The sequence below is a fragment of the Citrobacter sp. Cb023 genome (genome assembly GCF_030336805.1).
GTDB lineage: Bacteria > Pseudomonadota > Gammaproteobacteria > Enterobacterales > Enterobacteriaceae > Citrobacter > Citrobacter braakii.
On the sequence record NZ_JAOWCV010000038.1, the window covers coordinates 365313 to 389210 of the forward strand.

Annotated in this window: 24 protein-coding genes; 8 read left to right on the top strand and 16 right to left on the bottom strand. The window is 52.6% G+C overall.

Features of this window, described 5'->3' with window-relative positions; genetic code table 11:
- Window positions 1-41 precede the first annotated feature (41 nt).
- Together efeU and putP are read right to left on the bottom strand one after the other, a co-directional pair.
- Window positions 42-875, bottom strand: coding sequence for an iron uptake transporter permease EfeU (gene efeU, locus OGW44_RS15565; RefSeq protein ID WP_019076441.1), 834 nt, complete (start codon window positions 873-875; stop codon window positions 42-44).
- 214 nt (window positions 876-1089) lie between these two features.
- Window positions 1090-2598: a sodium/proline symporter PutP gene (gene putP / locus OGW44_RS15570; protein WP_016152586.1), complete on the bottom strand. Its 1509-nt coding sequence runs from the start codon at window positions 2596-2598 to the stop codon at window positions 1090-1092.
- A 422-nt stretch (window positions 2599-3020) separates the two neighbouring features.
- On the opposite strand from putP, the gene putA reads away from it, so the two are divergent.
- Entirely contained in the window at window positions 3021-6983 is a 3963-nt protein-coding gene (putA, locus tag OGW44_RS15575) for a trifunctional transcriptional regulator/proline dehydrogenase/L-glutamate gamma-semialdehyde dehydrogenase (protein WP_185654355.1), read from the top strand.
- A gap of 58 nt (window positions 6984-7041) precedes the next feature.
- Window positions 7042-7437: a lysozyme inhibitor LprI family protein gene (locus OGW44_RS15580; protein ID WP_053389922.1), complete on the top strand. Its 396-nt coding sequence runs from the start codon at window positions 7042-7044 to the stop codon at window positions 7435-7437.
- Here the strand turns inward: OGW44_RS15580 and rutR are convergent.
- The 3 genes from rutR to OGW44_RS15595 all read right to left on the bottom strand — a co-directional run bounded on the left by rutR (window position 7434) and on the right by OGW44_RS15595 (window position 9384).
- Window positions 7434-8072, bottom strand: coding sequence for an HTH-type transcriptional regulator RutR (gene rutR / locus OGW44_RS15585; RefSeq protein WP_016156165.1), 639 nt, complete (start codon window positions 8070-8072; stop codon window positions 7434-7436). The genes OGW44_RS15580 and rutR overlap by 4 nt on opposite strands.
- A 58-nt stretch (window positions 8073-8130) precedes the next feature.
- Window positions 8131-9045: a DMT family transporter gene (locus tag OGW44_RS15590; RefSeq protein ID WP_016156164.1), complete on the bottom strand. Its 915-nt coding sequence runs from the start codon at window positions 9043-9045 to the stop codon at window positions 8131-8133.
- A 165-nt stretch (window positions 9046-9210) separates the two neighbouring features.
- The gene (locus OGW44_RS15595) at window positions 9211-9384 is read right to left on the bottom strand and encodes a con-10 family general stress protein (RefSeq protein WP_003036022.1); all 174 of its coding nucleotides are present in this window, start codon (window positions 9382-9384) and stop codon (window positions 9211-9213) included.
- A gap of 386 nt (window positions 9385-9770) precedes the next feature.
- Between OGW44_RS15595 and wrbA the strand changes: the two genes are divergently transcribed.
- Window positions 9771-10367 (top strand): NAD(P)H:quinone oxidoreductase, encoded by a 597-nt coding sequence (gene wrbA, locus OGW44_RS15600; protein ID WP_003832057.1) that lies wholly within the window; start codon window positions 9771-9773, stop codon window positions 10365-10367.
- Between the two features lie 20 nt (window positions 10368-10387).
- On the top strand, window positions 10388-10615 hold the full coding sequence (locus OGW44_RS15605) for a YccJ family protein (RefSeq protein WP_016152581.1): 228 nt from the start codon (window positions 10388-10390) through the stop codon (window positions 10613-10615).
- Window positions 10616-10653: 38 nt separating this feature from the next.
- On the opposite strand, the gene agp is transcribed toward OGW44_RS15605, so the two are convergent.
- The 8 genes from agp to OGW44_RS15645 form a co-directional block, all read right to left on the bottom strand.
- Window positions 10654-11895 carry a bifunctional glucose-1-phosphatase/inositol phosphatase gene (agp, locus tag OGW44_RS15610; protein ID WP_016156163.1) on the bottom strand — a complete coding sequence of 414 codons (1242 nt, stop codon included), beginning with the start codon at window positions 11893-11895 and terminating at the stop codon, window positions 10654-10656.
- A gap of 87 nt (window positions 11896-11982) precedes the next feature.
- The gene (locus tag OGW44_RS15615) at window positions 11983-12690 is read right to left on the bottom strand and encodes an ArsR/SmtB family transcription factor (RefSeq protein WP_103283698.1); all 708 of its coding nucleotides are present in this window, start codon (window positions 12688-12690) and stop codon (window positions 11983-11985) included.
- 69 nt (window positions 12691-12759) lie between these two features.
- Window positions 12760-13515, bottom strand: a complete 756-nt coding sequence (locus OGW44_RS15620; RefSeq protein ID WP_049271386.1) for a sulfite exporter TauE/SafE family protein — start codon at window positions 13513-13515, stop codon at window positions 12760-12762.
- Between the two features lie 134 nt (window positions 13516-13649).
- On the bottom strand, window positions 13650-14156 hold the full coding sequence (locus tag OGW44_RS15625) for a protein disulfide oxidoreductase (RefSeq protein ID WP_016152577.1): 507 nt from the start codon (window positions 14154-14156) through the stop codon (window positions 13650-13652).
- Window positions 14146-14769, bottom strand: coding sequence for a DsbA family protein (locus OGW44_RS15630; RefSeq protein ID WP_046274457.1), 624 nt, complete (start codon window positions 14767-14769; stop codon window positions 14146-14148). The genes OGW44_RS15625 and OGW44_RS15630 overlap by 11 nt, the downstream gene beginning before the upstream one ends.
- On the bottom strand, window positions 14766-16646 hold the full coding sequence (locus tag OGW44_RS15635) for a protein-disulfide reductase DsbD family protein (protein ID WP_049271389.1): 1881 nt from the start codon (window positions 16644-16646) through the stop codon (window positions 14766-14768). The genes OGW44_RS15630 and OGW44_RS15635 overlap by 4 nt, the downstream gene beginning before the upstream one ends.
- Window positions 16647-16694: 48 nt before the next feature.
- The gene (locus tag OGW44_RS15640) at window positions 16695-17057 is read right to left on the bottom strand and encodes a hypothetical protein (protein ID WP_016152574.1); all 363 of its coding nucleotides are present in this window, start codon (window positions 17055-17057) and stop codon (window positions 16695-16697) included.
- Window positions 17058-17127: 70 nt separating this feature from the next.
- The gene (locus OGW44_RS15645) at window positions 17128-17532 is read right to left on the bottom strand and encodes a VOC family protein (protein ID WP_016156158.1); all 405 of its coding nucleotides are present in this window, start codon (window positions 17530-17532) and stop codon (window positions 17128-17130) included.
- Between the two features lie 396 nt (window positions 17533-17928).
- On the opposite strand from OGW44_RS15645, the gene dsbA reads away from it, so the two are divergent.
- The 4 genes from dsbA to OGW44_RS15665 all read left to right on the top strand — a co-directional run bounded on the left by dsbA (window position 17929) and on the right by OGW44_RS15665 (window position 20780).
- A complete protein-coding gene (dsbA, locus tag OGW44_RS15650; protein ID WP_016156157.1) occupies window positions 17929-18552 on the top strand; it encodes a thiol:disulfide interchange protein DsbA in 624 nt (207 codons plus the stop codon).
- A gap of 206 nt (window positions 18553-18758) precedes the next feature.
- On the top strand, window positions 18759-19679 hold the full coding sequence (cbpA, locus tag OGW44_RS15655) for a curved DNA-binding protein (protein ID WP_016152571.1): 921 nt from the start codon (window positions 18759-18761) through the stop codon (window positions 19677-19679).
- The gene (cbpM, locus tag OGW44_RS15660; protein WP_016156156.1) at window positions 19679-19972 is read left to right on the top strand and encodes a chaperone modulator CbpM; all 294 of its coding nucleotides are present in this window, start codon (window positions 19679-19681) and stop codon (window positions 19970-19972) included. Before cbpA ends, cbpM begins: the two co-directional genes overlap by 1 nt.
- Window positions 19973-20093: 121 nt before the next feature.
- On the top strand, window positions 20094-20780 hold the full coding sequence (locus tag OGW44_RS15665) for a Crp/Fnr family transcriptional regulator (RefSeq protein ID WP_131348276.1): 687 nt from the start codon (window positions 20094-20096) through the stop codon (window positions 20778-20780).
- 47 nt (window positions 20781-20827) lie between these two features.
- On the opposite strand, the gene OGW44_RS15670 is transcribed toward OGW44_RS15665, so the two are convergent.
- From OGW44_RS15670 to deoD, 3 genes are all read right to left on the bottom strand, one after another.
- Window positions 20828-21664 (bottom strand): outer membrane protein OmpK, encoded by an 837-nt coding sequence (locus OGW44_RS15670; protein WP_016152568.1) that lies wholly within the window; start codon window positions 21662-21664, stop codon window positions 20828-20830.
- Window positions 21665-21759: 95 nt separating this feature from the next.
- Window positions 21760-22914: an MFS transporter TsgA gene (gene tsgA, locus OGW44_RS15675; protein WP_016156155.1), complete on the bottom strand. Its 1155-nt coding sequence runs from the start codon at window positions 22912-22914 to the stop codon at window positions 21760-21762.
- A gap of 38 nt (window positions 22915-22952) precedes the next feature.
- Window positions 22953-23660, bottom strand: a complete 708-nt coding sequence (gene deoD, locus OGW44_RS15680) for a purine-nucleoside phosphorylase (protein ID WP_016156154.1) — start codon at window positions 23658-23660, stop codon at window positions 22953-22955.
- Window positions 23661-23898: the final 238 nt, after the last annotated feature.

The following is a 23898-nucleotide window of genomic DNA, read 5'->3' on the forward strand; positions in this document are numbered from 1 at the left end:
AAGTATGTTGTAACTAAGGAATGTTCTGCATCGCGTTTTTATCAGGGTGCGGTACGCGATGCCGTAGTGCCTGAACGCGGCGGCAGTGCAAACATAATCAATGCCGGAATCAGGTAGATAAACCAAATGGCGACTTCACTGACGCTCGGCGCTTCCTGATAGCCGAAAATACCTTCCATCAATGTGCCAAACAGCGAATGCGTTGAAAGCACGCTGCTCATGTCAAACGCCACATCCTGAAAATGATTCCATAACCCGGCTTCGTGGAACGCGCGGATGGCCCCAGCAGCAAGACCAGCGGCCACCAGCAAAATGAACAGGCTGGTCCATTTGAAGAATGCCCCGAGGTTGAGGCGAATGCCGCCGAGGTAAATCAGGTAACCCAGTACCACTGCGGTGGCCAGCCCCAGCATCGCACCTAACGGTGGCCAAATGCCTACATCCTGCTGGAATGCCGCCAGCAGGAAGAACACCGATTCCAGGCCTTCACGGGCAACGGCAAAAAAGACCATCATCACCAGCGCCCAGCCGTGATGATTGCCGCGTTGCAACGCGTTATCGACAGCCTGTTCAAGCTGGACTTTGACGTTGCGCGAAACTTTACGCATCCAGAACACCATCCAGGTGAGGATCACCACGGCAATGACCGCCACGATGCCTTCAAACAGCTCCTGTTCTTTTTGCGGAAATTCACCGGTGGTTTCATTGATGAAAACGCCTAACGCCAGGCATAACGCCGCCGCCAGCAGAACACCAATCCACATCACACCAATCCATCGACCACGCTGAGTCCGTTTCAGGTAGCTGGCAATCAGGCTGACTATCAGCGCGGCCTCTAACCCTTCGCGCAACATAATAAGAAATGGAACAAACATGCGAAGAACCCTTAAACGTTATTCTCAGTCAATTGATGAAAAGAAAAGTAAATTACAGTGATAGTGATTATCATTACAGTAAAGAAAAACTCAAGCAGAATGTTTTGAGAATGATGACTTAATGTAAACAGTTAGGCGGGTAACGATTAGGGCGGTTTTGCAGCGGGGACAAATAAAAAAGCCCGCACGCGGCGGGCTTAAAGATCGAGGAGGATTACTCTGCCTGTAAACGCGATGGCGGAGCTGTGTGATAATGCGCATCAGCCTCGGCAAAACGTTGCTGCATAGCGGCTGAAGGCGCTTTACCCAACAGGCTGAAGACCACAATACCGATGCTGCCGAAAATAAAGCCCGGGATGATTTCATACAGACCCAACCAGGCAAACTGCTTCCAGACGATTACCGTCACCGCACCGATGAGCATCCCGGCCAGCGCGCCGTTACGCGTCATACGCGACCACATTACGGAGAACAGAACCACCGGACCAAACGCCGCGCCAAAGCCAGCCCAGGCGTAGCTTACCAGACCAAGCACACGGTTCTCCGGGTTCGCCGCCAGCGCGATAGACACCAGCGCCACAACCAGCACCATGATGCGACCAATCCATACCAGCTCTTTCTGGCTGGCATTTTTACGCAGGAACGCTTTATACAAGTCTTCGGTGATTGCACTGGAGCACACCAGCAACTGGCAGCTCAGAGTCGACATCACCGCAGCGAGGATCGCAGACAGCAGAATACCGGCAATCCACGGGTTGAACAGGATTTGCGCCAGTTCAATAAACACGCGTTCGGCGTTCTGGTTAACGGCACCGGCAAGCTGTGGGTTGTTGTTAAAGTAAGCGATACCAAAGAAGCCAACGGCAACTGCACCTGCCAGACACAGGATCATCCAGGTCATACTGATGCGGCGAGCATGAACAATGCTATGGTGAGAATCAGCCGCCATAAAGCGCGCCAGAATATGCGGCTGACCGAAATAGCCCAGACCCCAGCCCATCAGGGAAATAATGGCAACAAAATTCAGCCCTTTGAACATGTCCACGTTCTCAATGCTCTTTTGTTTAATCACTTCCAGCGAATCGTCAAACCCACCCACGCCAATGACTACCATCACCGGCGTCAGGATCAGGGCGAAGATCATCAGGCTGGCCTGGACGGTATCGGTCCAGCTTACCGCCAGGAAACCACCGATAAAGGTATAAATAATCGTCGCGGCCGCCCCTGCCCACAGCGCTGTTTCGTAACTCATGCCAAAGGTGCTTTCAAACAGACGCGCCCCTGCCACAATACCGGAAGCACAATAGATGGTGAAAAACAGCAGAATAACCAGCGCAGAGATAATACGCAGAATTCGGCTTTTATCTTCAAAGCGACCGGTAAAGTAATCCGGTAACGTCAGCGCATTGTTATTGTATTCGGTATGCACGCGTAAACGTCCGGCCACCAGTTTCCAGTTGATCCACGCGCCCAAAATAAGGCCAATAGCGATCCAGCTTTCTGAAATCCCCGACAGGAAAATCGCGCCAGGCAGCCCCATCAGCAACCAGCCGCTCATGTCAGATGCCCCGGCGGATAACGCGGTCACGAATGGACCCAGACTGCGTCCACCCAGAATGTAATCGTCAAAGTTTTTGGTTGAACGCCATGCAATAAACCCTATCAATATCATGCCGAAAATATAGACACAGAATGTCACTAACATCGGTGTGCTAATAGCCATCAAAACTCTCCAAAATTATGTATCAGCAATGCCGTGGCTTGCCGTTTTATTACCCTGCCGGAACGTGGCAAAGATATCTATGTTTACCAGGGCGACCGTATCCTGCCGGAAGCGATGGTCATTCACAATCGATTTAACACACCATTTACATCAAATTTGATCCAGAGTAGATAGCATTTTTCTGTAGGTTGCACTCTCTCACACTTTTTTCGGTTGCACCTTTTAAAAGTGTTAACTACCGCAGAGAAAAAGATTCGGCAACTTTTATAGCCCCCGTCAAAACACTCACGTTTATTAACATTTCATTCATTTCCAAGCTTGCAAACCAAGTCACATTTAACACGGTTGCACAAAGTTGCAACATAGTGGATATTTCTCGGTAACTATCAGACCCGTATTTCAGTACAACAGGAGTAAACGGCATGGGAACCACCACGATGGGGGTTAAGCTGGATGACGCCACTCGCGAGCGTATTAAAACAGCAGCATCACGAATCGATCGCACGCCACATTGGCTGATCAAACAAGCCATTTTTAATTATCTCGAAAGACTAGAAAATGACGACGCGCTTCCAGAACTACCGGCCCTACTGGCGGGTGCTGCGAATGAGGGCGATGAGTCGACCACGCTGCAAAATGAAGCGCATCAGCCTTTCCTGGAATTTGCTGAACAGATCCTGCCGCAGTCAGTTTCCCGCGCGGCAATCACCGCTGCTTACCGCCGCGCCGAAACTGACGCCGTACCAATGCTGATGGAGCAGGCTCGTCTGCCGCAGCCCATCGCCGAGCAGGCGCATAAGCTGGCATACGATCTGGCAGACAAACTGCGTAACCAGAAGACCGCCAGCGGCCGCGCCGGGATGGTACAAGGTTTATTGCAGGAATTCTCCCTTTCTTCACAGGAAGGCGTCGCGCTGATGTGTCTGGCCGAAGCCTTGCTGCGTATTCCAGATAAAGCGACCCGCGATGCATTAATCCGCGACAAGATCAGCAACGGTAACTGGCAGTCGCACATTGGCCGCAGCCCGTCTCTGTTCGTCAACGCGGCGACCTGGGGGCTGTTGTTTACCGGTCGTCTGGTTTCTACGCATAACGAAGCCAGCCTCTCACGCTCACTCAACCGTATTATCGGCAAGAGCGGTGAGCCGCTGGTGCGTAAAGGCGTCGACATGGCCATGCGCTTGATGGGCGAGCAGTTTGTCACCGGGGAGACCATCGCTGAAGCGCTGGCTAACGCGCGTAAACTGGAAGAAAAAGGCTTCCGTTACTCCTATGACATGCTGGGCGAAGCGGCCCTGACCGCCGCCGATGCACAGGCTTATATGGTTTCATACCAGCAGGCGATCCACGCCATTGGTAAGGCCTCTAACGGGCGCGGTATCTACGAAGGGCCAGGCATTTCTATCAAGCTGTCGGCACTGCATCCGCGTTACAGCCGTGCGCAGTATGATCGCGTAATGGATGAACTCTATCCTCGTCTGAAATCGCTTACTCTGCTGGCACGTCAGTACGACATCGGCATTAATATCGACGCCGAAGAGGCTGACCGACTGGAGATCTCCCTCGATCTGCTGGAAAAACTGTGCTTTGAACCCGAACTGGCAGGCTGGAACGGGATCGGTTTTGTTATCCAGGCCTACCAGAAGCGCTGCCCGTATGTTATCGACTATCTGATTGACCTCGCCACGCGCAGCCGCCGCCGCCTGATGATCCGTCTGGTTAAGGGCGCCTACTGGGATAGCGAAATTAAACGTGCCCAGATGGACGGTCTGGAAGGTTATCCGGTCTACACCCGTAAGGTGTACACCGACGTTTCTTACCTGGCCTGTGCGAAAAAACTGCTTACCGTACCGAATCTGATCTACCCGCAGTTCGCCACCCACAACGCCCATACGCTGGCGGCGATTTATCAGTTAGCCGGTCAAAACTACTATCCGGGTCAGTACGAGTTCCAGTGCCTGCACGGTATGGGCGAACCGCTGTATGAGCAGGTCACCGGCAAAGTTGCGGATGGCAAACTGAATCGTCCATGCCGCATTTATGCACCGGTCGGCACGCACGAAACGCTGCTGGCGTACCTGGTGCGTCGTCTGCTGGAAAACGGCGCCAACACCTCGTTCGTCAACCGCATTGCCGACACGACCCTGCCGCTGGATGAACTGGTTGCCGATCCGGTCGAGGCTGTTGAAAAACTGGCGCAGCAAGAAGGTCAGGCCGGTCTGCCGCATCCGAAGATTGCCCTGCCGCGTGACCTGTACGGTAAAGGCCGCGAAAACTCAGGCGGGCTGGATTTAGCTAACGAACATCGTCTGGCCTCGCTGTCCTCTGCCCTGCTCAACAGCGCGCTACAAAAATGGCACGCTAAACCCATTCTGGAGCACCCGGTTGCTGACGGCGAAATGACGCCAGTCGTTAACCCAGCCGAGCCGAAAGACATTGTCGGTTACGTGCGCGAGGCGACTCATGCTGAAGTGGAACAGGCGTTACAGAACGCAGCGAATAACGCGCCGATCTGGTTCGCCACACCGCCACAAGAGCGCGCCGCCATTTTGCATCGTGCCGCCGTTCTGATGGAAGGTCAGATGCAGCAGCTGATTGGCATCCTGGTACGCGAAGCGGGTAAAACCTTCAGCAACGCCATTGCGGAAGTGCGCGAAGCGGTAGACTTCCTGCATTATTATGCCGGTCAGGTTCGCGATGATTTCGATAATGAAACCCATCGACCGTTAGGACCCGTGGTTTGTATCAGCCCATGGAACTTCCCGCTGGCCATTTTCACCGGGCAGATTGCCGCCGCGCTGGCGGCGGGTAACAGCGTGCTGGCGAAACCGGCGGAACAAACCCCGTTAATTGCCGCCCAGGGCATCGCTATTTTGCTCGAAGCGGGTGTACCGCCGGGCGTGGTGCAACTGTTGCCTGGTCAGGGTGAAACCGTCGGGGCGCAGCTCACTTCCGATGAGCGCGTACGCGGCGTCATGTTTACCGGCTCAACGGAAGTCGCCACGCTGTTGCAACGCAATATTGCCACCCGCCTTGATGCTCAGGGGCGTCCAATCCCGCTTATCGCCGAAACCGGTGGGATGAACGCAATGATTGTCGACTCCTCCGCGTTGACGGAACAGGTCGTGGTCGACGTTCTGGCTTCAGCGTTTGACAGCGCCGGACAGCGCTGCTCCGCGCTGCGCGTCCTGTGTCTGCAGGATGATGTAGCCGACCATACGCTGAAAATGCTGCGCGGCGCGATGGCGGAATGTCGCATGGGTAATCCAGGTCGCCTGACCACCGATATTGGGCCGGTAATTGATGAAGAAGCCAAAACCAATATTGAACGCCATATTCAGGCCATGCGCGCCAAAGGACGTCCGGTGTTTCAGGCCGTGCGCGAAAACAGCGACGATGCGCGTGAATGGCAAACCGGTACATTTATTGCTCCGACGCTGATCGAGCTGGATAGCTTCGACGAATTACAAAAAGAGGTGTTTGGTCCGGTACTGCACGTCGTGCGCTACACCCGTAACAATCTGGGCAACCTGATTGAGCAAATTAATGCCTCCGGCTACGGCCTGACGCTGGGCGTACACACCCGTATCGATGAAACCATCGCCCAGGTCACAGGATCGGCACACGTGGGGAACCTGTACGTTAACCGCAATATGGTCGGTGCCGTCGTCGGCGTGCAGCCATTCGGTGGCGAAGGCTTGTCTGGTACCGGGCCAAAAGCAGGTGGACCGCTGTATCTGTATCGCCTGCTGGCTAACCGCCCGGAAAATGCGTTAGGCATTACGCTGGCCCGTCAGGATGCAGACTACCCGGTCGATGCGCAGCTTAAAGCTGCACTCGTTCAGCCGCTGGAAGCGCTCAGCGAATGGGCAACCGATCGACCCTCGCTGCATGCGCTCTGTCAGCAGTTTGGCGAACTGGCGCAGGCCGGTACCCAGCGTCTGCTGCCAGGACCCACTGGCGAGCGCAATACCTGGACGCTGTTGCCGCGTGAACGCGTACTGTGTATCGCCGATGATGAACAGGACGCGCTGGTACAGGTTGCCGCCGTGGCTTCCGTTGGTAGCTTAATCCTGTGGCCAGATGATGCGTTCCATCGTGAACTGGCAAAACGTCTGCCAGCCGCCGTCTCCGGGCGCATTCAGTTTGCCAAAGCGGACAACATCACTACGCAGCCGTTTGATGCCGTTATTTTCCACGGCGATTCCGACCAACTGCGTTCACTGTGCGAAGCGGTAGCTGCCCGCGAAGGGGCGATTGTATCAGTCCAGGGCTTTGCCCGTGGCGAAAGCAATATTCTGCTGGAGAGGCTGTACATTGAACGCTCCTTGAGCGTCAATACCGCCGCTGCCGGGGGGAACGCCAGCCTGATGACAATCGGCTAAGGTTGTGGTTAATTAAGGCTCCGGTAACGGGGCCTTTTTTATGGAGCCAGAGGGAAGCATGAAACGAATCGTACTGACATGTGCAACGCTGCTGTTGAGCGGCCAGGCGCTGGCGGATGACTGCGCCAACGCGAACACTCAGATTGAGATGAACACCTGTGCCGCAGAGCAGTTTAAGGCGGCCGACACCAAACTTAATGACACTTATCAGAATGCGCTTAAGCGCGCCGCCCCGACCCAGCGCGATTTACTGAAAAAAGCGCAAATCTCATGGATAACCCTGCGCGATGCGGACTGCGCGTTAATCAGTTCCGGCACCGAAGGCGGTAGCGTCCAGGCGATGATTTCCAGCCAGTGCCTGACGGATAAAACCAACGAGCGTGAAGCGTTTCTCGCCTCGCTTTTACAGTGCGAAGAGGGCGATTTAAGCTGTCCGTTACCGCCAGCCAGTTAACGCACGCGGATCCCTTCAATAATCATCCGCTGCACGCTCTCCACCGTTTGGTTAAAAAAGGCTTCATCACGCAGCGTTGCGCCCGTTACCGCCTCAACCTGTGGGGCAAAGTCGGCGTAGTGCTGGGTTGAAGCCCAAATCATAAAAATCAGATGATGCGGATCGACCGGAGCCAGTTTCCCACTTTTGATCCAACCGGCAATCAGCGCCGATTTCTCATCAATTAGCGTTTTGAGATCGCCCGTTAATTCAGCCATCAATAAAGGCGCACCTGCCAGCATCTCCATACAAAACAGTCGTGAAGCCTGAGGGTAATCGCGCGACACTTCCAGCTTAAGGCGAATGTATTCTTTAATGGCCACCAGCGGCGCAAAGTCTTCGCGAAAAGCCTTCAACGGAGCCAGCCAGACGTCGAGGATTTGCCGCAAAACGGCAATATAGAGCACCTCTTTTGACGGGAAGTAATAAAGCAGATTCGTTTTTGACACACCCGCCTGCTCAGCGACCTGTTCGAGACGCGTGCCGTGGATCCCATATTGGGAGAAGATATTTAATGCCGCGGTTAATATGGCCTGGCGTTTTGCACTGACGGCCTGCGAGCGCTTACCTGTTTTTTTCTCTGCGCGTTGGACCATGCGCCCTCTCCTTCTTGTGAGGGCGTCAGCATACCAAATCACGCGGTGAATGGTTAAATTAAAGCGACTCCGGCGGTGCCTCTTGCACTCCCCCTTTTTTCTTTTTGAACTTCAGTTCGCTGACCAGCACGCCAACAATAATGAATGCTGCGCCGAGCAAAGCCAGTAGCGGTAAGCGCTCCCCCGCAAGGCGACCAAAGATCCCCGCCCACACCGGCTCACCGGTATAAATGACCGTCGCGCGCGTCGGCGAAACGCTGCGCTGTGCCCAGTTCATGGTGACCTGAATAATCGCACTGAAAATCCCCAATCCCAGCGCCACCACCAGCAATCCCGTAGACATCGGCGGCACGGACTCTCCGGCCGGAGCCATGGCAATAAACGCCACTATCGAAGCGGTTGCCAGTTGTACCACCGTTACCCGCCGCACATCCACTTTTCCCGCCCACGCGCTAATCAGGATAATTTCTGCCGCAATCGCCACCGCGCCGGCGAGTGTGATCCACTCTCCTTCGCCTAAAGCCAGCAAATTGCCTCCTGGTCCGGCGAGAAAAATCAACCCGATAAAGGCCAGCACAATGCCGACACACGGCATCAGGCCGGGCATACGCCCCAGACACAGCCATTGTAAAAGCGGTACCAACGGCACATACATCGCGGTAATAAACGCCGATTTACTGCTGGGAATAAACTGTAGCCCCCAGGTTTGCAGACTATAGCCCAACGCAATTGCGATACCGATCGCAACGCCTGCTTTGACTTCCAGCCACGTCAGTTTATGCAATGTGCGTAGTGACAAAAGCGCGACCGCCAGCGCAGCGGTGGCAAAACGCACGCCGACAAAGAAAAAAGGTCCGCTCAGGGTAACGGCATATTGCACGGCCAAAAACGTGCCACCCCAGAACATAGTGATCACAATGAGGATCGCTTCCTGAGGTTTAACAGAGAAGGAATAACGAGAAAGTAATGACATGAGACACCCGATTAACTGAATGTCGTTAGTCTGCGTTGCGTTTTGTTACAGTTCAACCTTGCAGACAAAAAAAACCGCCGGAAGAAACCGGCGGCGGTGGGTGGCTACGTAACGTCTGACTCTGATCCTCAGCCGTCACGGCATATCTGACAGCTAGCCCAGCAATTACGATTTGTTGTTGCCGTGGCTATTTTTGCCCCCTTTTTTGCCTGCCTCTGAAGCGCGTTGCGGGTCATTCTTAAAGTTGCCCCCGCTGTGCTGGCCACCTTTTCGACCTGCTTCTGATGCTCTTTCGCGATCTTCCGCAAAGTTGCCGGAACCGCCTCGATGGTTTGCCATTACTGACCTCCGTCATTGATTAGACATCATATTGCATAGGTACTGAGGAGTGATACCTCACGCAGCGTTACGGGCGATACCCTGAAAATAACTGCGTGGGATTAAGCATAGTGAAGCGTGGCCTGAGCAGCCGCTAACTGTAATATCCTGCAACAGGATTGGCGGTGATAGAGAAATAATCACAGCGAGAAATCAATAAGTCTTTCTTATGACTACCAAATTCCACCCGGTTAAATATGTATCATTTTGCAACAAGAGAAGTTGTTATAAAAATTGTTATAAATCAAAGAAGTGATTGTGAAATTTGCACTCCTGACAGTACGTCATATCTTTAAAGGTAGGTAGCGAGTCGCTACGGACACGGTTAACTCGAGGAGTAGTGTAAAATGGCAAAAGTTCTGGTGCTTTATTATTCCATGTACGGACACATTGAAACTATGGCCCATGCAGTCGCAGAAGGCGCAAATAAGGTTGATGGCGCGGAAGTGATTATTAAACGCGTACCAGAGACCATGCAGCCGGAGATTTTCCTCAAAGCTGGCGGCAAAACACAAAACGCACCAGTCGCAACCCCGCAAGAACTGGCAGATTACGATGCCATTATTTTTGGTACCCCCACACGCTTTGGCAATATGTCCGGTCAGATGCGCACCTTCCTCGACCAGACTGGCGGGCTGTGGGCTTCAGGCGGCCTGTACGGCAAACTCGCCAGCGTATTCAGCTCGACAGGAACCGGCGGCGGTCAGGAACAAACCATTACATCAACCTGGACTACGCTTGCTCACCATGGGATGGTGATTGTGCCTATCGGTTACGCGGCGCAAGAGCTGTTTGATGTTTCTCAAGTTCGCGGCGGTACCCCTTACGGCGCAACCACCATCGCCGGAGGCGACGGCTCACGCCAGCCAAGTCAGGAAGAATTATCTATCGCCCGCTATCAGGGTGAATATGTCGCAGGTCTGGCAGTAAAACTCAACGGCTAATCTTCAACAGGAGGATTCGAATGCCAACTCAAGAAGCGAAAGCCCATCGCGTCGGCGAATGGGCAAGTCTGCGCAATACATCGCCGGAAATAGCCGAAGCCATTTTTGAAGTCGCGCATTATGACGAGAAACTGGCAGAAAAAATTTGGGAAGAAGGTAGCGACGAGGTGCTCATCAAAGCCTTTAAGAAAACAGACAAAGATTCGCTCTTTTGGGGTGAACAGACTATCGAACGCAAAAACGTCTAGCGCTCAGACTCCCCCGCGAACACGGGGGAGTTTTTCTTTTACTTAGCCGCCTCATTCAACACGCTGTCGAACTTATCTATCGGGCAAAAGCCATCCGCATCTATCGGACACCCTTTCAGCTCCAGCGTTACACGCTGCGCCGGGGATTTCAGAGTCAGAACGTCTGCATTACGCAACTGCTGCGAGCTCTGATACACGTACTCGATTTTCATCAGATCACGATTCGCGTTGCTGTCATGCCAGCGCTGGAAGACAATCTTCCCGCCAATCGGCGTACGCTCGTTCTGATCGTGAAGCTGGTACGGTTTGAAATCCAGCGCGGTGAGCAGCGATGCGATGTTTGAGTCATGCCCCACCAGCACGGTTATTTTTGGCGCTTTTACGCGTTCAGTAACCAGCGCATTATCAATATACTTCACCAGCGGTTTGGCGACATTCTGCGCCACTTCCGGGGAGGTGAACAGGCTGTCCTGATAGCCATTTTTCAGCTTCGACAGAACCTTCCACTGTTGATCGGATTTAATCTCGCCCCAGGCGACCTTGTCCATCGGGAAGCCTTCGTAATATTGCAGCGTGAAGGCATCAACCAGCGAATTCCCGACCTTCAGCGGCCCCGAAACCCCAGGCTCCTGCTGGTATTTCGCGCTAAACGTATCTTTGGCATCGGTCAGGGAACACTGCTGTTTTTCTTTGCAGGACGGAGAGTCTTTATAGTCGGTCATTTGCTCAAGCAACTGATAGCTGTCGTTGAGCTGCATTTGGCTACGCTCTTTCTCCATTGCCTGAACCGCCTGCTGGCTGAAGGCGGCGGAATCATCGGTGATCACCGGGTTAAAGGTGGGATCCATGGTGCCCATTTTTTCCTGATGATGGACCGGGACGTCGCAACCCGGGAAAGCACCGGTGACAAAGAACTGCGCCGTCGCGACCGTACGCTGCAGGCTGTTAGCATAGGTATAGACCGTACCCGGCGCCGGACATTCGCCCGATTTCACCATCCCCTGCTCTGCCAGCCACTCTCGCATATAGTGGCCCATATAGATTTCCAGCACGCCGCCTTTGGTGGTCAGTTGTCCGCCGGGGACATCCCATTCTGGCCATTGTTTGGGGGTGGACTGCTCAAGAACACTGCCATTATTGGCTAAAGGTGCGCGTAAGTTATGCCGACTCATCATCAATACTTGCTGAAGCTGATAGCCTTCCGGCGCGGTCTGCGCCTGCGCGGCGGTTGACATTAATACAGCCCCTGCCACGGCTGCGGCGATTAACGATTTATTCATCCCTACGACCTCTTGTTGTTATCAATCACAACAGAGTGTGACAGAAATATGACATATTTCCCGGAACGCTTTCGCAAAACGAACCATCTACGGTGTCGTTTTAATACCGAACTCGGTTTCTAATTTGCGAATGCCAAGCGGGGTGAAAGTGACGCGGCGACCACTCAGCTCCGTTTTTATCCATCGTTTTTCAATCAGCCAGCGTAGCAGCGATGCGCCAAGCACGCCGCCGGGATGGTAACGTCGTTCACTCCAGTCCAGACAACCGCAGGTTAATTTCCGCCGCGATGCGCTCGCAGCAAGGACAATCCCCATTTGTGCCAGTTTTTCCTGCCCAAGAGAGGTCAGCGTTTCACCATCCGGCGTTAACCACTGACGGGAAACCAGCCTATCGAACAGCCTCACCGCCACCTCGCCAGCGAGATGATCGTAGCAGGTTCGGGCATGTCGTAAGCCTGGCGGCGTCGTGATTTTTCGTGGCGTAGATGTAGCCCACGCCACGCCCATCAGGCGCTCCAGCAGTTCAGCGATATCGGAGCCTGCAAGGCGAAAATAACGATGCCTGCCCTGCGCGAGCGCCACAACAAAACGTTGTTCGCACAGACGCGCCAGATGCGCACTGGCGGTTGACGCTGACACATCCGCCACTGCGCTGAGCTCGGTCGCGGTCCAGGCGCGGCCATCCATCAGGGCGCACAACATTCGCGAGCGCGATTTATCGGCCATCGCCGCCGCGGTGAGCGCCATTCGCGACTCCAGAGCACCCTCTTCCTCACTTAACATCACTGATGCCATAGCGACCTCTTTGACCCTGAATGTCTGAATTAACGATGCCATGAATGCGTTCTAAAGTCACCGCACAGGTCACACCGCACGCAGCATCATCTCGATACCCAACCCGACCAAACAAAACAGAAAACAGCGTTTAAACACGAGCGGAGAAATAACCCGTCGTACACGGGTTCCTAACCACTGACCAATCAGCGCAGGAACAATGGCCAAAGCCGATAAGCTCAACGACTGTACGGGCAGCGCGTTGTGCCACCACAGACCAAGCGCCAAAGCCAATGTCGAAAACGTAAAAGAGATCCCGAGCGCCTGAACCAGCTCATCTTTCTCAAAACCCAATGACTGGATCCAGGGCACGGCGGGCATCACAAATACACCGGTTCCGCCAGTCAATAAGCCAGTAACAAATCCTATGACGAGGGAGTACGGTTTTTCATGCTGCGGAGCCACTGCGATTTTCTTTCCGGCCAGCGTCCAGATAGCGTAAGCCACCAGCGCCACGCCGAGCGCAAACTGGGTACGGGTGGTATCGCCGCCGGTAATCCAGGCGCTGGCAAACAGTGTCGCCACCACCACCGTCAATAACATTGGCCACAGTCGTTTGACTAATTGACGCGTATTTCCGCCACCGCCAAACTGAAACAGATTGCTAATCAGCGAAGGCAACAGCAGCATGGCCGCCGCCGCAACCGGCGAAATAAGCGATCCGAGGATCCCCATAGCCACGGTGGGCAATCCCATACCAGTGACGCCTTTTACCATCCCTGCGAGGACAAACGTGGCGGCAATCATCATCACCAGAGCGGGCCCAAACGCTAACGAACTCGTCATGTTGCACTTTCCTGAAAAAGAGAAGATGACCCATTCTGGACGTTAATCGCGGCGCTCGCTTCGCCAGGCAACGAAATATGTCTTCCCGCTTACGGGTAATAATATAAAAAATGCCGGGTTTCCCCGGCACATTATCAGAACGTTTTGGCCCACCACAGCCGCAGCTTCATGCCCCAGTAGCTGGTCCAGCCGCTGGTTGTTGACACCACCCGACCTTGTGACACTACCACCAGCGTGGGCGTGACGCTAATCGCCCAACTGCGGGAAATTGCCCCGTTCGCATCATTGATGACCGGAAAGTCCACGCCTTTACGCGACAGCCAACGAGACACCTCAGCTTCACTGCCGGAGCGTAACGCAATGGTCATCACGTTTTCCCCTTCCGAACGCAGCCTGGCGACTTCCGGCGTCGTGAAGCGGCAAACGCCGCACCAGCTCGCCCAGAAATAAAGCAGCACCGGCTCGTCTTTGCTGAGCGCCGCCAGCGTGACGGTTTCACCATCCAGCGTTTGCAAAGGCGTGCTGTCAAAAGAGCCAGGGAGCTGCGGCGCGCGCCAGACATCCATCAGCAGCATCGCCCCTGCCAACAGCGCCAGTAAGATCAGCCCTTCGCGCAGCCAGCGGCGCAGTTTACTGAGCATTGGCCGCCGCCAGCTTTTCTTTAACCACTTCCTCAAGGGTTTCCCACGGCACCGCACCGGGAATAAGCTCATCACCAATAATCGTTGCGGGGGTTCCCTGCACGCCCACCAGTCGCGCCAGTTGCAGGTTAGTGCTTAGCGTTTCAGCGCTTTGGGCATCCAGCGTCACCGGACTGGCTCCCGATTTTTCCTGCGCCTGTTTGATACTGACGTCGGTATGGTAACCCTTTTTCTGCATCAGTTTTTCATGTAGCGCCAGAAACTGCTGCGGATGCTCAAGCCAGGTAGTCAGCACGGTCCGCGCCGCCAGTTCCGAACTTTCCCCTTTAAACGGCAGCGGTTTAATCACTACCGCCACGTCAGGATATTTCTGCACAATTTTTTCCAGCATGGGATCCAGTTGCTTGCAGTACGGGCAGTTGTAATCGGTGAAGTTTATCAGGGTCAGTTTCGCCTGCTTAGCGCCAATCCGCGGGCTGTTGGGATCGTTAAACAGGGCCTCCTGGATTAATGCTTCAATTTGCTTTTCCTGTTCCGGTGTAAACGGTGCAGGTTCTTTAGCTACGCTGACGGCAGAAAACAGGGTTAACAGCAGAACAATCATTATTTTCATGGAGTTACTCCTTTGGCGTCGGTCAACGTTTGCAATACCGCATCGCGGGTTAACAACGTTGGTAACGCCTGGCCTTCCGGCAGACCGGGGCCATAAATTTGGTTATACGGCACAGCAACCTGGCCGCGTTTTTTCAGAAATTCGGTGATGGCTTCAGAAGGGAGCGTCCAGTCGCCGCGCAGCGCCACTACATCCGGCTGTTGCAAAGCGGCCTGTACGTCATCTTTATGCAACACGTTGTATTTGTTTACCTTACAAGTGATGCACCAGTCGGCAGTGACGTCAATAAACACACGCTTATGTTGCGCCAGCGCATCCTCAATCGCCTGCTCGCTAAGCGGTTGCCAGTTCACGCTTTCTTTAGCGCTAGCGTGTCCAGCCAGCCCTAAATGCGGGAGCAGCAACGTCGCAAGCCAGATAGCCGAACCCAGCATCATGACACCGAGAAGACGCCGCAAAATATTCATCCAGCGTCCCGGACGCGGCAAACGCAGCGCCAGACCGGGACGCAGAGCCACCAGCAGCCACGGTAAGCTCATCCCCAGACCAAGTGCGATAAACAGTCCCCACAACGTTGGCAGCGAAGCGGTCAATGCCACCGCTACCGCTGTTCCGAGAAACGGGGCGCTGCACGGCGTGGCGAGCAGGGTCGCAAATGCGCCTTGCCAGAAATGTCCCGACAAGCCGTTGCCACCGTGAGTCGCCAGCGTGGTGGTCATCGCCGAAGGCAGGCGGAATTCAAACCACCCGAACAGGCTGGCGCTGAACGTCAGCATCACCACGACCATGACGCCAATGAACCACGGGTTCTGAAACTGGATCCCCCAGCCCAGCGCCTGATTGGTTAAACGTAGCACTGTCATCAATAGCGCCAGGGCCATAAAGGAGGCCAGGATCCCGGCTACCGATGCGAGGAATTGACGGCGGATCTGGCGACGGCTTTTTTCCTCAACCAGCAAAATAGAGCCCAGTTTCATGCCGAGAACCGGTAACACACAGGGCATCAGGTTGAGGATTAAACCGCCCAGCAGCGCCATTAGCACCACCTGCCACAATGGGAGTGAGGCGTTCTCAATAACCGGGGCTTCGCCAATCGCAAGACGACTTTCCTGGGCAACACCGTTATCTGCCAGCACCAGCGTGACCGACTTACCGCGTAAATCCGGCGCGCCTTCCCCCCAACCGTCATGAACGGGTACCGTGGCGCGTAACGTCTCACCTGCGACGTGAATTTGCGGCATGCCAAAATCAGCATCATCAACGGCGTCCAGATACAGCCCAGGCGCAGTCCAGCCTCCCGCGCGGTGAGCCTCGACGACCAGCTCGCCGGCCCGTGCGCCAGCGCGCAAAGTATCGGTCAGGCCGCTGGCAAGCGGGATCTGCCCCATTGCCTGCGCATAGTCATGCGCAAAAGTCGGGTCCTGGGTCGTGGAGGTCACGGAAAAAGGAAAATCCGTCAACAGGCAAACGTTGCTACAGGTGGATAGCGTCAAAACACCGCTAAGCGTGGCGGGCGATCTGCCGCGCACAACCATCGGGAATGTCACATTATCGTGATAGCCCTGGGTCGTGATATTAGCGACCTCAAAGCGTGCAGGGGTTGGCCAGAACCAGTCGACCGCAGGCATTTCCCCTTGCCAGGCGATAGATGGCGCGACGCCTCCCTCGCCCGGCGAACGCCAGTAGGTTTTCCAGCCGTCCTCCAGTTTAACATCCAGCAACAGACGAGTTTCGCCGCCTGAGGACGTATCAGCGCGTAACCGCACGCTGGCGTGATCGTTATCGGGTGAACGCAGCCAGCCGGGTTCAGCCGCCCAGGCTACGGGCAGCCATAGCAATAACAGACAGAGCAGCGCCTGCCTGAAAACAGTCATCATATATTTTCTCCGTGAATAATTATCTAACAGTCAGCAACGGCTGTTCTGTCATTCACGGAAGACGCAAAATCGCAGATGTACCCTTAGCGTGGGCGGCGAGATGGCTCGCGGTGGGAAAAAAGGCAGACGAAACGCCCGCACTGGCGCCAGCAGCGACAGTAGCAGACACAGCACCAGAATAGCGCCTTCGAACAGTACCGGGGGCGCCGCCAGTAATGACTTCGCGCTCAGTTCACAAGGGGTAACAGACGAGGCCTCATCGGTCTGCGCTTGTGCGCTTACGACAACGCTTGTGGCAACGGTGTCCATCTGCAACGCGTGCAGGCCCGCCATGCGTTGTGCGGTACAAACCATCACCACAACACATGCCAGACAGAGGAACCACCATCCCATCCGTTGACGTTTCGCCATTATACCCTCACTGATTGATGCGAGTTATCTTAACCACTCACCAGGTTTTGGCAACCTTTGCGCTGTAAAGTTATGTCCTGTCATCAGCAGGATATACCGCGATTTCAATCAGATTGAGATCGGGATCTCTGACATAAACCGAGCGAATCGGTCCCATCGCACCGGTTCGTGCAACCGGTCCCTCAACAATATCTACCCCGTGCGTTTGAAACGTGGCTATCACCTCTTCCAGCGCACGCGTGGTGATAAAACACAAATCCAGCGCCCCCGGCGTTGGCGCGTAAGCTTTGGGTTCAAACTCTTTTCCCCGAATGTGGAGGTTAATTTTCTGATTGCCAAAGACGAAGGCTTTCCTCCCTTGCGCGAAGGTTTCCAGCCTCATCCCTAAAAGTTCGACATAAAAACGAACGCATGCCTCTTCATTATTGGAGGTCAATACCAGATGATCCAGGTGGTCAATCATAGCGATATCCATTTTGGTTGCTCATCACTGACACTTACCCTATTCATTCAAACGCTACAAGAAAAAGAAAATCTTACGGCTGCGTTGACAGAACATAGCGCAACGCGTTGCTGCTCACGTTTTATAAATCAAATGATAATTAATCATATTTCCGTTTTTATTTATTACAATATAACATTGCCAAAGTAATTACGAAAATATCACGGAAGTGATCATTCACTATTTACGAAGAGTACCAAAGGATATTCCCATAACAGTACATAAATACTGTCCGCTACGTATTGATGCGTAAATGAAAGTAAGGGTCAGCGCATTTTTAGGTGATTATCGTATTATAGCCCGACGCAATGAAGATCGTATTCATTCGCAGAAAATTTGTTTATTGAATGTTATTTAGAGTATATGGAAATGAAAAAATATTTATTACCCCTGATTGGGTTACTTTTTACCGTTAGCGCTCAGGCAGCACCATTTACCGACGGCAAAGAGTTTATCTCACTGGAAAAACCCGTCGCTTCAGCCCCGGCAGCGCTGAAGTTTTTCTCATTCTATTGTCCTTCCTGCTATCAGTACGATGAAGTTTTTGAAATCACTGATAACGTGAAAAAAGTTTTGCCTGCTGACGTCAAACTCACCGAATACCACGTCGACTTTTTAGGCCCTCTGGGGCAAGACATGACGCACGCCTGGTCCGTCGCCATGCTGTTGAACGTGCAAGATAAAGTTAAACCGTTGCTTTTTGATGCCGTGCAGAAAAAACAAACCATTAAATCGGCGGACGATATACGTAACGTATTTATCAGCGCGGGCGTCAGTGCCAGTGATTATGATGCTGCATGGAATAGTTTTGCCGTGAAATCACTAACCGCCAAACAGCAAGAAATGGCTAAAGCCGTAGATTTAACCGGTGTGCCCGCCATTTTTATCAACGGTAAATATATGATCAATCCGAAAGGACTGAAATCTGATGACCTTAACGCGTTCGTACAAAACTATGCTGATACGGTCCGCTTCCTGATCACTAAATCCTGATGTTTAGCTAATCTCACTATTCGCACCACACAACAGACGCCATAACGTTAAAAAGCGCTGTTGGTGGTGCAATGCCCGCATCGTTTATAGCAATATCCTCCCTTCCCGGTTGGCATTCTCCGTTATCAGGATTACCCTAAACTTAGCGGTGATACCTGTTGTCAGGGTTCACCTTCTGCAAGTGTTGATTTACACGAGAGAACGCTATGGAATTAAAGGATTATTACGCCATTATGGGCGTGAAACCGACAGACGATCTCAAGACAATCAAGACCGCCTATCGTCGACTCGCCCGTAAATATCATCCTGATGTCAGCAAAGAGACTGACGCGGAGGCCCGGTTTAAAGAGGTTGCTGAAGCCTGGGAAGTCCTGAGTGATGAACAGCGACGCGCCGAGTACGACCAGTTGTGGCAGCACCGCAACGACCCACAGTTCAACCGTCAATTCCAACAAGGAGAGAATCAACGCTATAACGCCGAAGATTTCGACGATATCTTCTCCTCCATTTTTGGTCAGCATGCGCAACAGTCTCGCCAGCGTCATGCCAGCCGCGGGCACGATATTGAAATTGAAGTCGCCGTATTCCTCGAAGAAACGCTTACTGAGCATAGCCGCACGATCAGTTACACCCTGCCGGTTTACAATGCGTTCGGCATGGTCGAACGTGAAATTCCTAAAACGTTGAATGTGAAAATTCCGGCTGGCGTCGGTAACGGTCAGCGTATTCGTCTGAAAGGCCAGGGCACCCCCGGTGAAAACGGTGGGCCAAATGGTGATTTGTGGCTGGTGATTCATATCGCGCCACATCCGCTGTTCGATATCGTTAATCAGGATCTGGAAGTGGTCGTTCCCCTGGCGCCGTGGGAAGCCGCGCTGGGCGCGAAAGTAACCGTTCCGACGTTAAAAGAGAGCATCCTGCTGACCATTCCTGCGGGCAGCCAGGCCGGGCAGCGGTTACGCATTAAGGGCAAAGGTCTGGTAAGTAAAAAACATACCGGCGATTTGTATGCGGTGATCAAAATCGTCATGCCGCCGAAACCTGACGACGCCAGCGCCGCCCTGTGGCAGCAGTTGGCGGATGCACAAAAGACCTTTGATCCGCGCAAAGAGTGGGGGAAAGCATAATGGCTAACGTCACCGTCACCTTTACCATTACCGAGTTTTGTCTGTACACCGGTGTGTCAGAAGAAGAGCTACATGAGATTGTCGGCTTAGGGGTGATAGAACCTCATGAAGACGAGACTTTTGACGATCATGCGCTGAACGTCATGCGTCGCGCGATACGCCTGCGTCAGGAGCTGGAACTTGACTGGCCGGGAATTGCCGTTGCGCTGACATTGCTGGAAGAGAACGCTCAACTGCGGCAGGAAAACCGCCTGCTGCGCCAGCGATTGTCTCGTTTTATCAGCCATCCTTAATGTGTCAAGGCCAGCATGGTGCTGGCCCTTTTATTATCCGCAACCCGCTCTTAATGACATTGCGCAGCAGATGGCATACAGTCAGCGATAAGAATTATCTCAAACAATAAGACGTTGAGCCATGCAGCTTAAGCCCCTCACAAAAGGTCGTTTTCACAATATCTGGCAGCAAGATGATGCCTTAATTGAGAAGATATTCCAGGAGTTGCTCTCTGAAACACAGATTATCCAGGAAGATGACTATCTTTACCGCCAGGGACAGGTAGTCGATCGACTAATCATGGTGCAGTCAGGGAGAATTTCTCTGCGTTATAGCGCGGAGAATGGTCGCCGTTTTCAACTGGGTGCAATGGAATGTGATGAGCAACTGTTTGGCGAAATGGAGTTTTTTACCGGGTATCGTTGCCAGCTTGATATCGTAGCCGAAGAACCGCTGACCGTGGCGGTATGCAACTGTGACCGTCTGGAGGAAGCGCTGAACCGACACCCCAGACTGGCGATATTTTTCGCCAGCGCAATGGCCGTTGATTATCAGGATATGCTGGAAATCTTCCTGCACCGGATGCTCTACCCTATCGTACATAACGTAGCGTATGACCTGTATCGCCAGCATCAGGACAAGCAGCCAATGGATGGTTTTCATAAAAAATACCAGGAAGCTGAGCGATTCGGCACCACCGACCGGGTCTATCGGCGGGCGGTGAAAGCGCTGACGGATGCCGGGCTGGTAACGCGCACGAAGCAAGGACTGGAGATTAAGGATCTGGATGGGCTGCGTAAATTTCTCGGCAATGACATCATTGACTGACACACCAACCCTGGCAAACGGAGCATTGGTGTGTCATTTCAGCGCAATCAGAACTTATAGGTGAGGTTGAAATAGTGACCCAGCCCGGTGGTACGCCCTGCTCCACCGTGGTTTTCCATCAATGCCATGTTGCGGAAATATTTTAAGCCATAACCTACCGCATAATGCTCTGAATGCCAGTAGATGCCGTTATACCATTCAATCGCGTTATTGCTATATAACGGCTGGTTAGCAATCTTGTTCGCGGCGAACTGGTAGTCAAAGTAACCCTGATAGTTCAAATAACTGCCGTTGGCGAACGTATAGAACGGCGTCGACCAGTTGGTCGAGAACATGTAACCATCCCACTTGCCTTCGTTATCCGCACCGTAATTTTCACGTACATAGTGCGCATAAATGTTCATTCCCACCAGACCAAACCACGGCACTTTAACATCCGTGCCAAGACCAACGTAATGCTCAAATAATTCCCGGTCACCAATGTTATTTACCGTTGCGATATAGAATTCGTTAAATGGCCCAACGGATAAATCTTTATTAAAAATGGCGTCGAGGGAAAAACGTGGAGATATCTTGGCAAAGAAGTTATCACCCCCGTGACGATCGTCCTGCTCGCGATCCAAAATATCAAAAAAATCCACATAACCATACAGATCGATAATCCCGGATCGTGCGCCAAACTCCAGCTCAAGATAGGTGTCATTACGAATACCATAAGGCACTTTCGCGTCCACACTTTGCATTAAGTTCATTTGCATCCAGTTAAAATCATTTTTGCGGATGTTGCCATCGGCATAATCAGCCGCAAGCGCTTGCGTACAGCACATCGCAATTACCGCACCCAGAACTGTTTTTTTCATCATTGATTTATTTTTCTTCAGCATTTTCAATTCCTTTGAGCAAGGTTGAGTGTCGCCCCACCAGATAAATGGCGTGACGGCGGGCTATCTAATTAAAGAGGTAAGCGTTATTACTGTGTTTAATTACGTTTGAGTTTTAATGTACCCATCAACATAATAAAGATAATTAAATACAACACCGGTATTGCGTACATGATTTTCTGCAACCCCATAGTTTTTTCCATTAGCGCACTGATCGCCGGACTAAACATGGCGCCAGCACTACCGCTAATTAAAATATAAGAAACGTTCTGGCTACTCGCGCGCTTCACGAAAGAAACCCCGTAGGCAATAAAGGAGTTATACAGCGCTGCGCAGACAAACCCGTAACTATAGGCCAGATAATCAAGCCCGGAGATATTTTCCTTCGTGACAATGATGGTGGTAATAACGCAAGCTAACAAAATAATGCTAAGCAAGAAATAATGTATCTTTACGCGGGAAACAATAACGGTTGAGACTAACGCGCCGACCAGCGCAGCACCCCAGTATTGCGTAATAATATTACCTGCTTCTTCGAAGGGAATACCAAATTTGTTCTTCACAAATAATGGTGCCCAGGTCAGGAAGGTATACAGCGCCAACATACCTAAGAACAGGCCAATGCCTCCGCTGATAATCCCTGGATTCCACTCGGATTTCACCGGGTCTGCGCTATCCGCTGCAGGAGCCGTTTCACAGGCGGTAAAGCGGGTGAGAGCCACAACGCCCAACGTGAGTAAGGCCACTATGCCTACGCTCAGATAGCTGTAACTCCACGACATATTGTGCGTCAGGGCGAAGGTGGTAATCAGCGGGAAAACTACGCCCGCGACGTTAAAGGTGGCGTCCTGCACCACCAGCATCGTACTTTGAATGCGATCCTGCCAAACCGAAACCACGATCGTTCCCGCCACGCACAGACCAATCCCGCCGCAGAAACCCACCAGGGTCATGGCGACCATCACCGGCCATAAGCCAGGGCTTAAGTGCATTGCCAGAGCGCAGAGGAACACTATCGAATAGATAATGAGCGTCATACGCTTAACGCCGATTTTCTCAATCAGGAAAAAGGCGGCGATGGTCCCGGCTAACGCCCCACCGTTAAGCAACGAAAATATCGAGGCGACGGTATTCACATCGGCACTGTAGCGTACTGCAATCGGTTCAATCAGCATACCAAACTGACTGGCAAATCCTGCCATAATAAAATTTGCCAGAAAACTAATCAGCGTAAGTGCTATTTTATTCTTCATATAATGCCATCTCTGATTGGTTCATTTAAATTTTGATGCTAAGCCGTAACAGCTGTATTTAGCGCCAGCTCTATCATATTTTTAAAGGTTAACTGCCGTTCTTCCGCCGTTGTTTCTTCTCCTGTCAGGCAATGATCGGATACGGTTAATATAGCCAACGCTTCAATATTAAACTGATGCGCTAAAGCGTATAACCCTGCCACTTCCATATCCACACCCAGCACACCAAACTTTTCCAGTGCAGGTATTAAATTTTCGTCAGGATCGTAATAAAGATCGCCACTGAAGACATTGCCGACTTTAACGTCAATACCGGCCTTCTGCGCCAATGCCCACGCCTGCTGCAATAATGGGAAATGGGCAGATGTCGCCATCGTGTAGCCCGCGCTACGTTTTAAATTTGTGACGGAATCCGTTCCGGCGGCGATGGCAAGAATAATATCTCGCATTTTGACATGATGTTGTGTTGCCCCCAGACTGCCGACACGAATAATTCGCTGTACACCGAAGTCATGTACCAGTTCATGAGCATAAAGCGTCATTGACGGAATACCCATGCCATGTCCCATCACCGAAACAGGTTGCCCAAAATAAAGACCGGTATAGCCCAGCATATTGCGTACATTGGTGACTTCGCGGTAATCCATTAGATAATTTTCGGCAATAAACTTAGCGCGAAGCGGATCGCCCGGCATAATAACGGTTGGCGCAAAATCACCCGCTTTGGCATTAATATGTGCAGTCATAACAATTCCTGAATTATGGGTATTGAAGATATGCAGGGATTGTAACCAGAGGTTTGCAGAGGATTGAGGACAAAAGTCCTGCTCAGAGGATCGGCCTCTCATTTCTGAGAGTTAGTGTTGCGGGCAGATGGAAAAGCAGAAAACGGCGTCCCCGCCGCGCAGGCAGGGAAAACGCGCAGGACTATCAGGATTTATCGTTCTGTCTGAACAATAGAGCGGTGTAACGAGTATTCAGTTT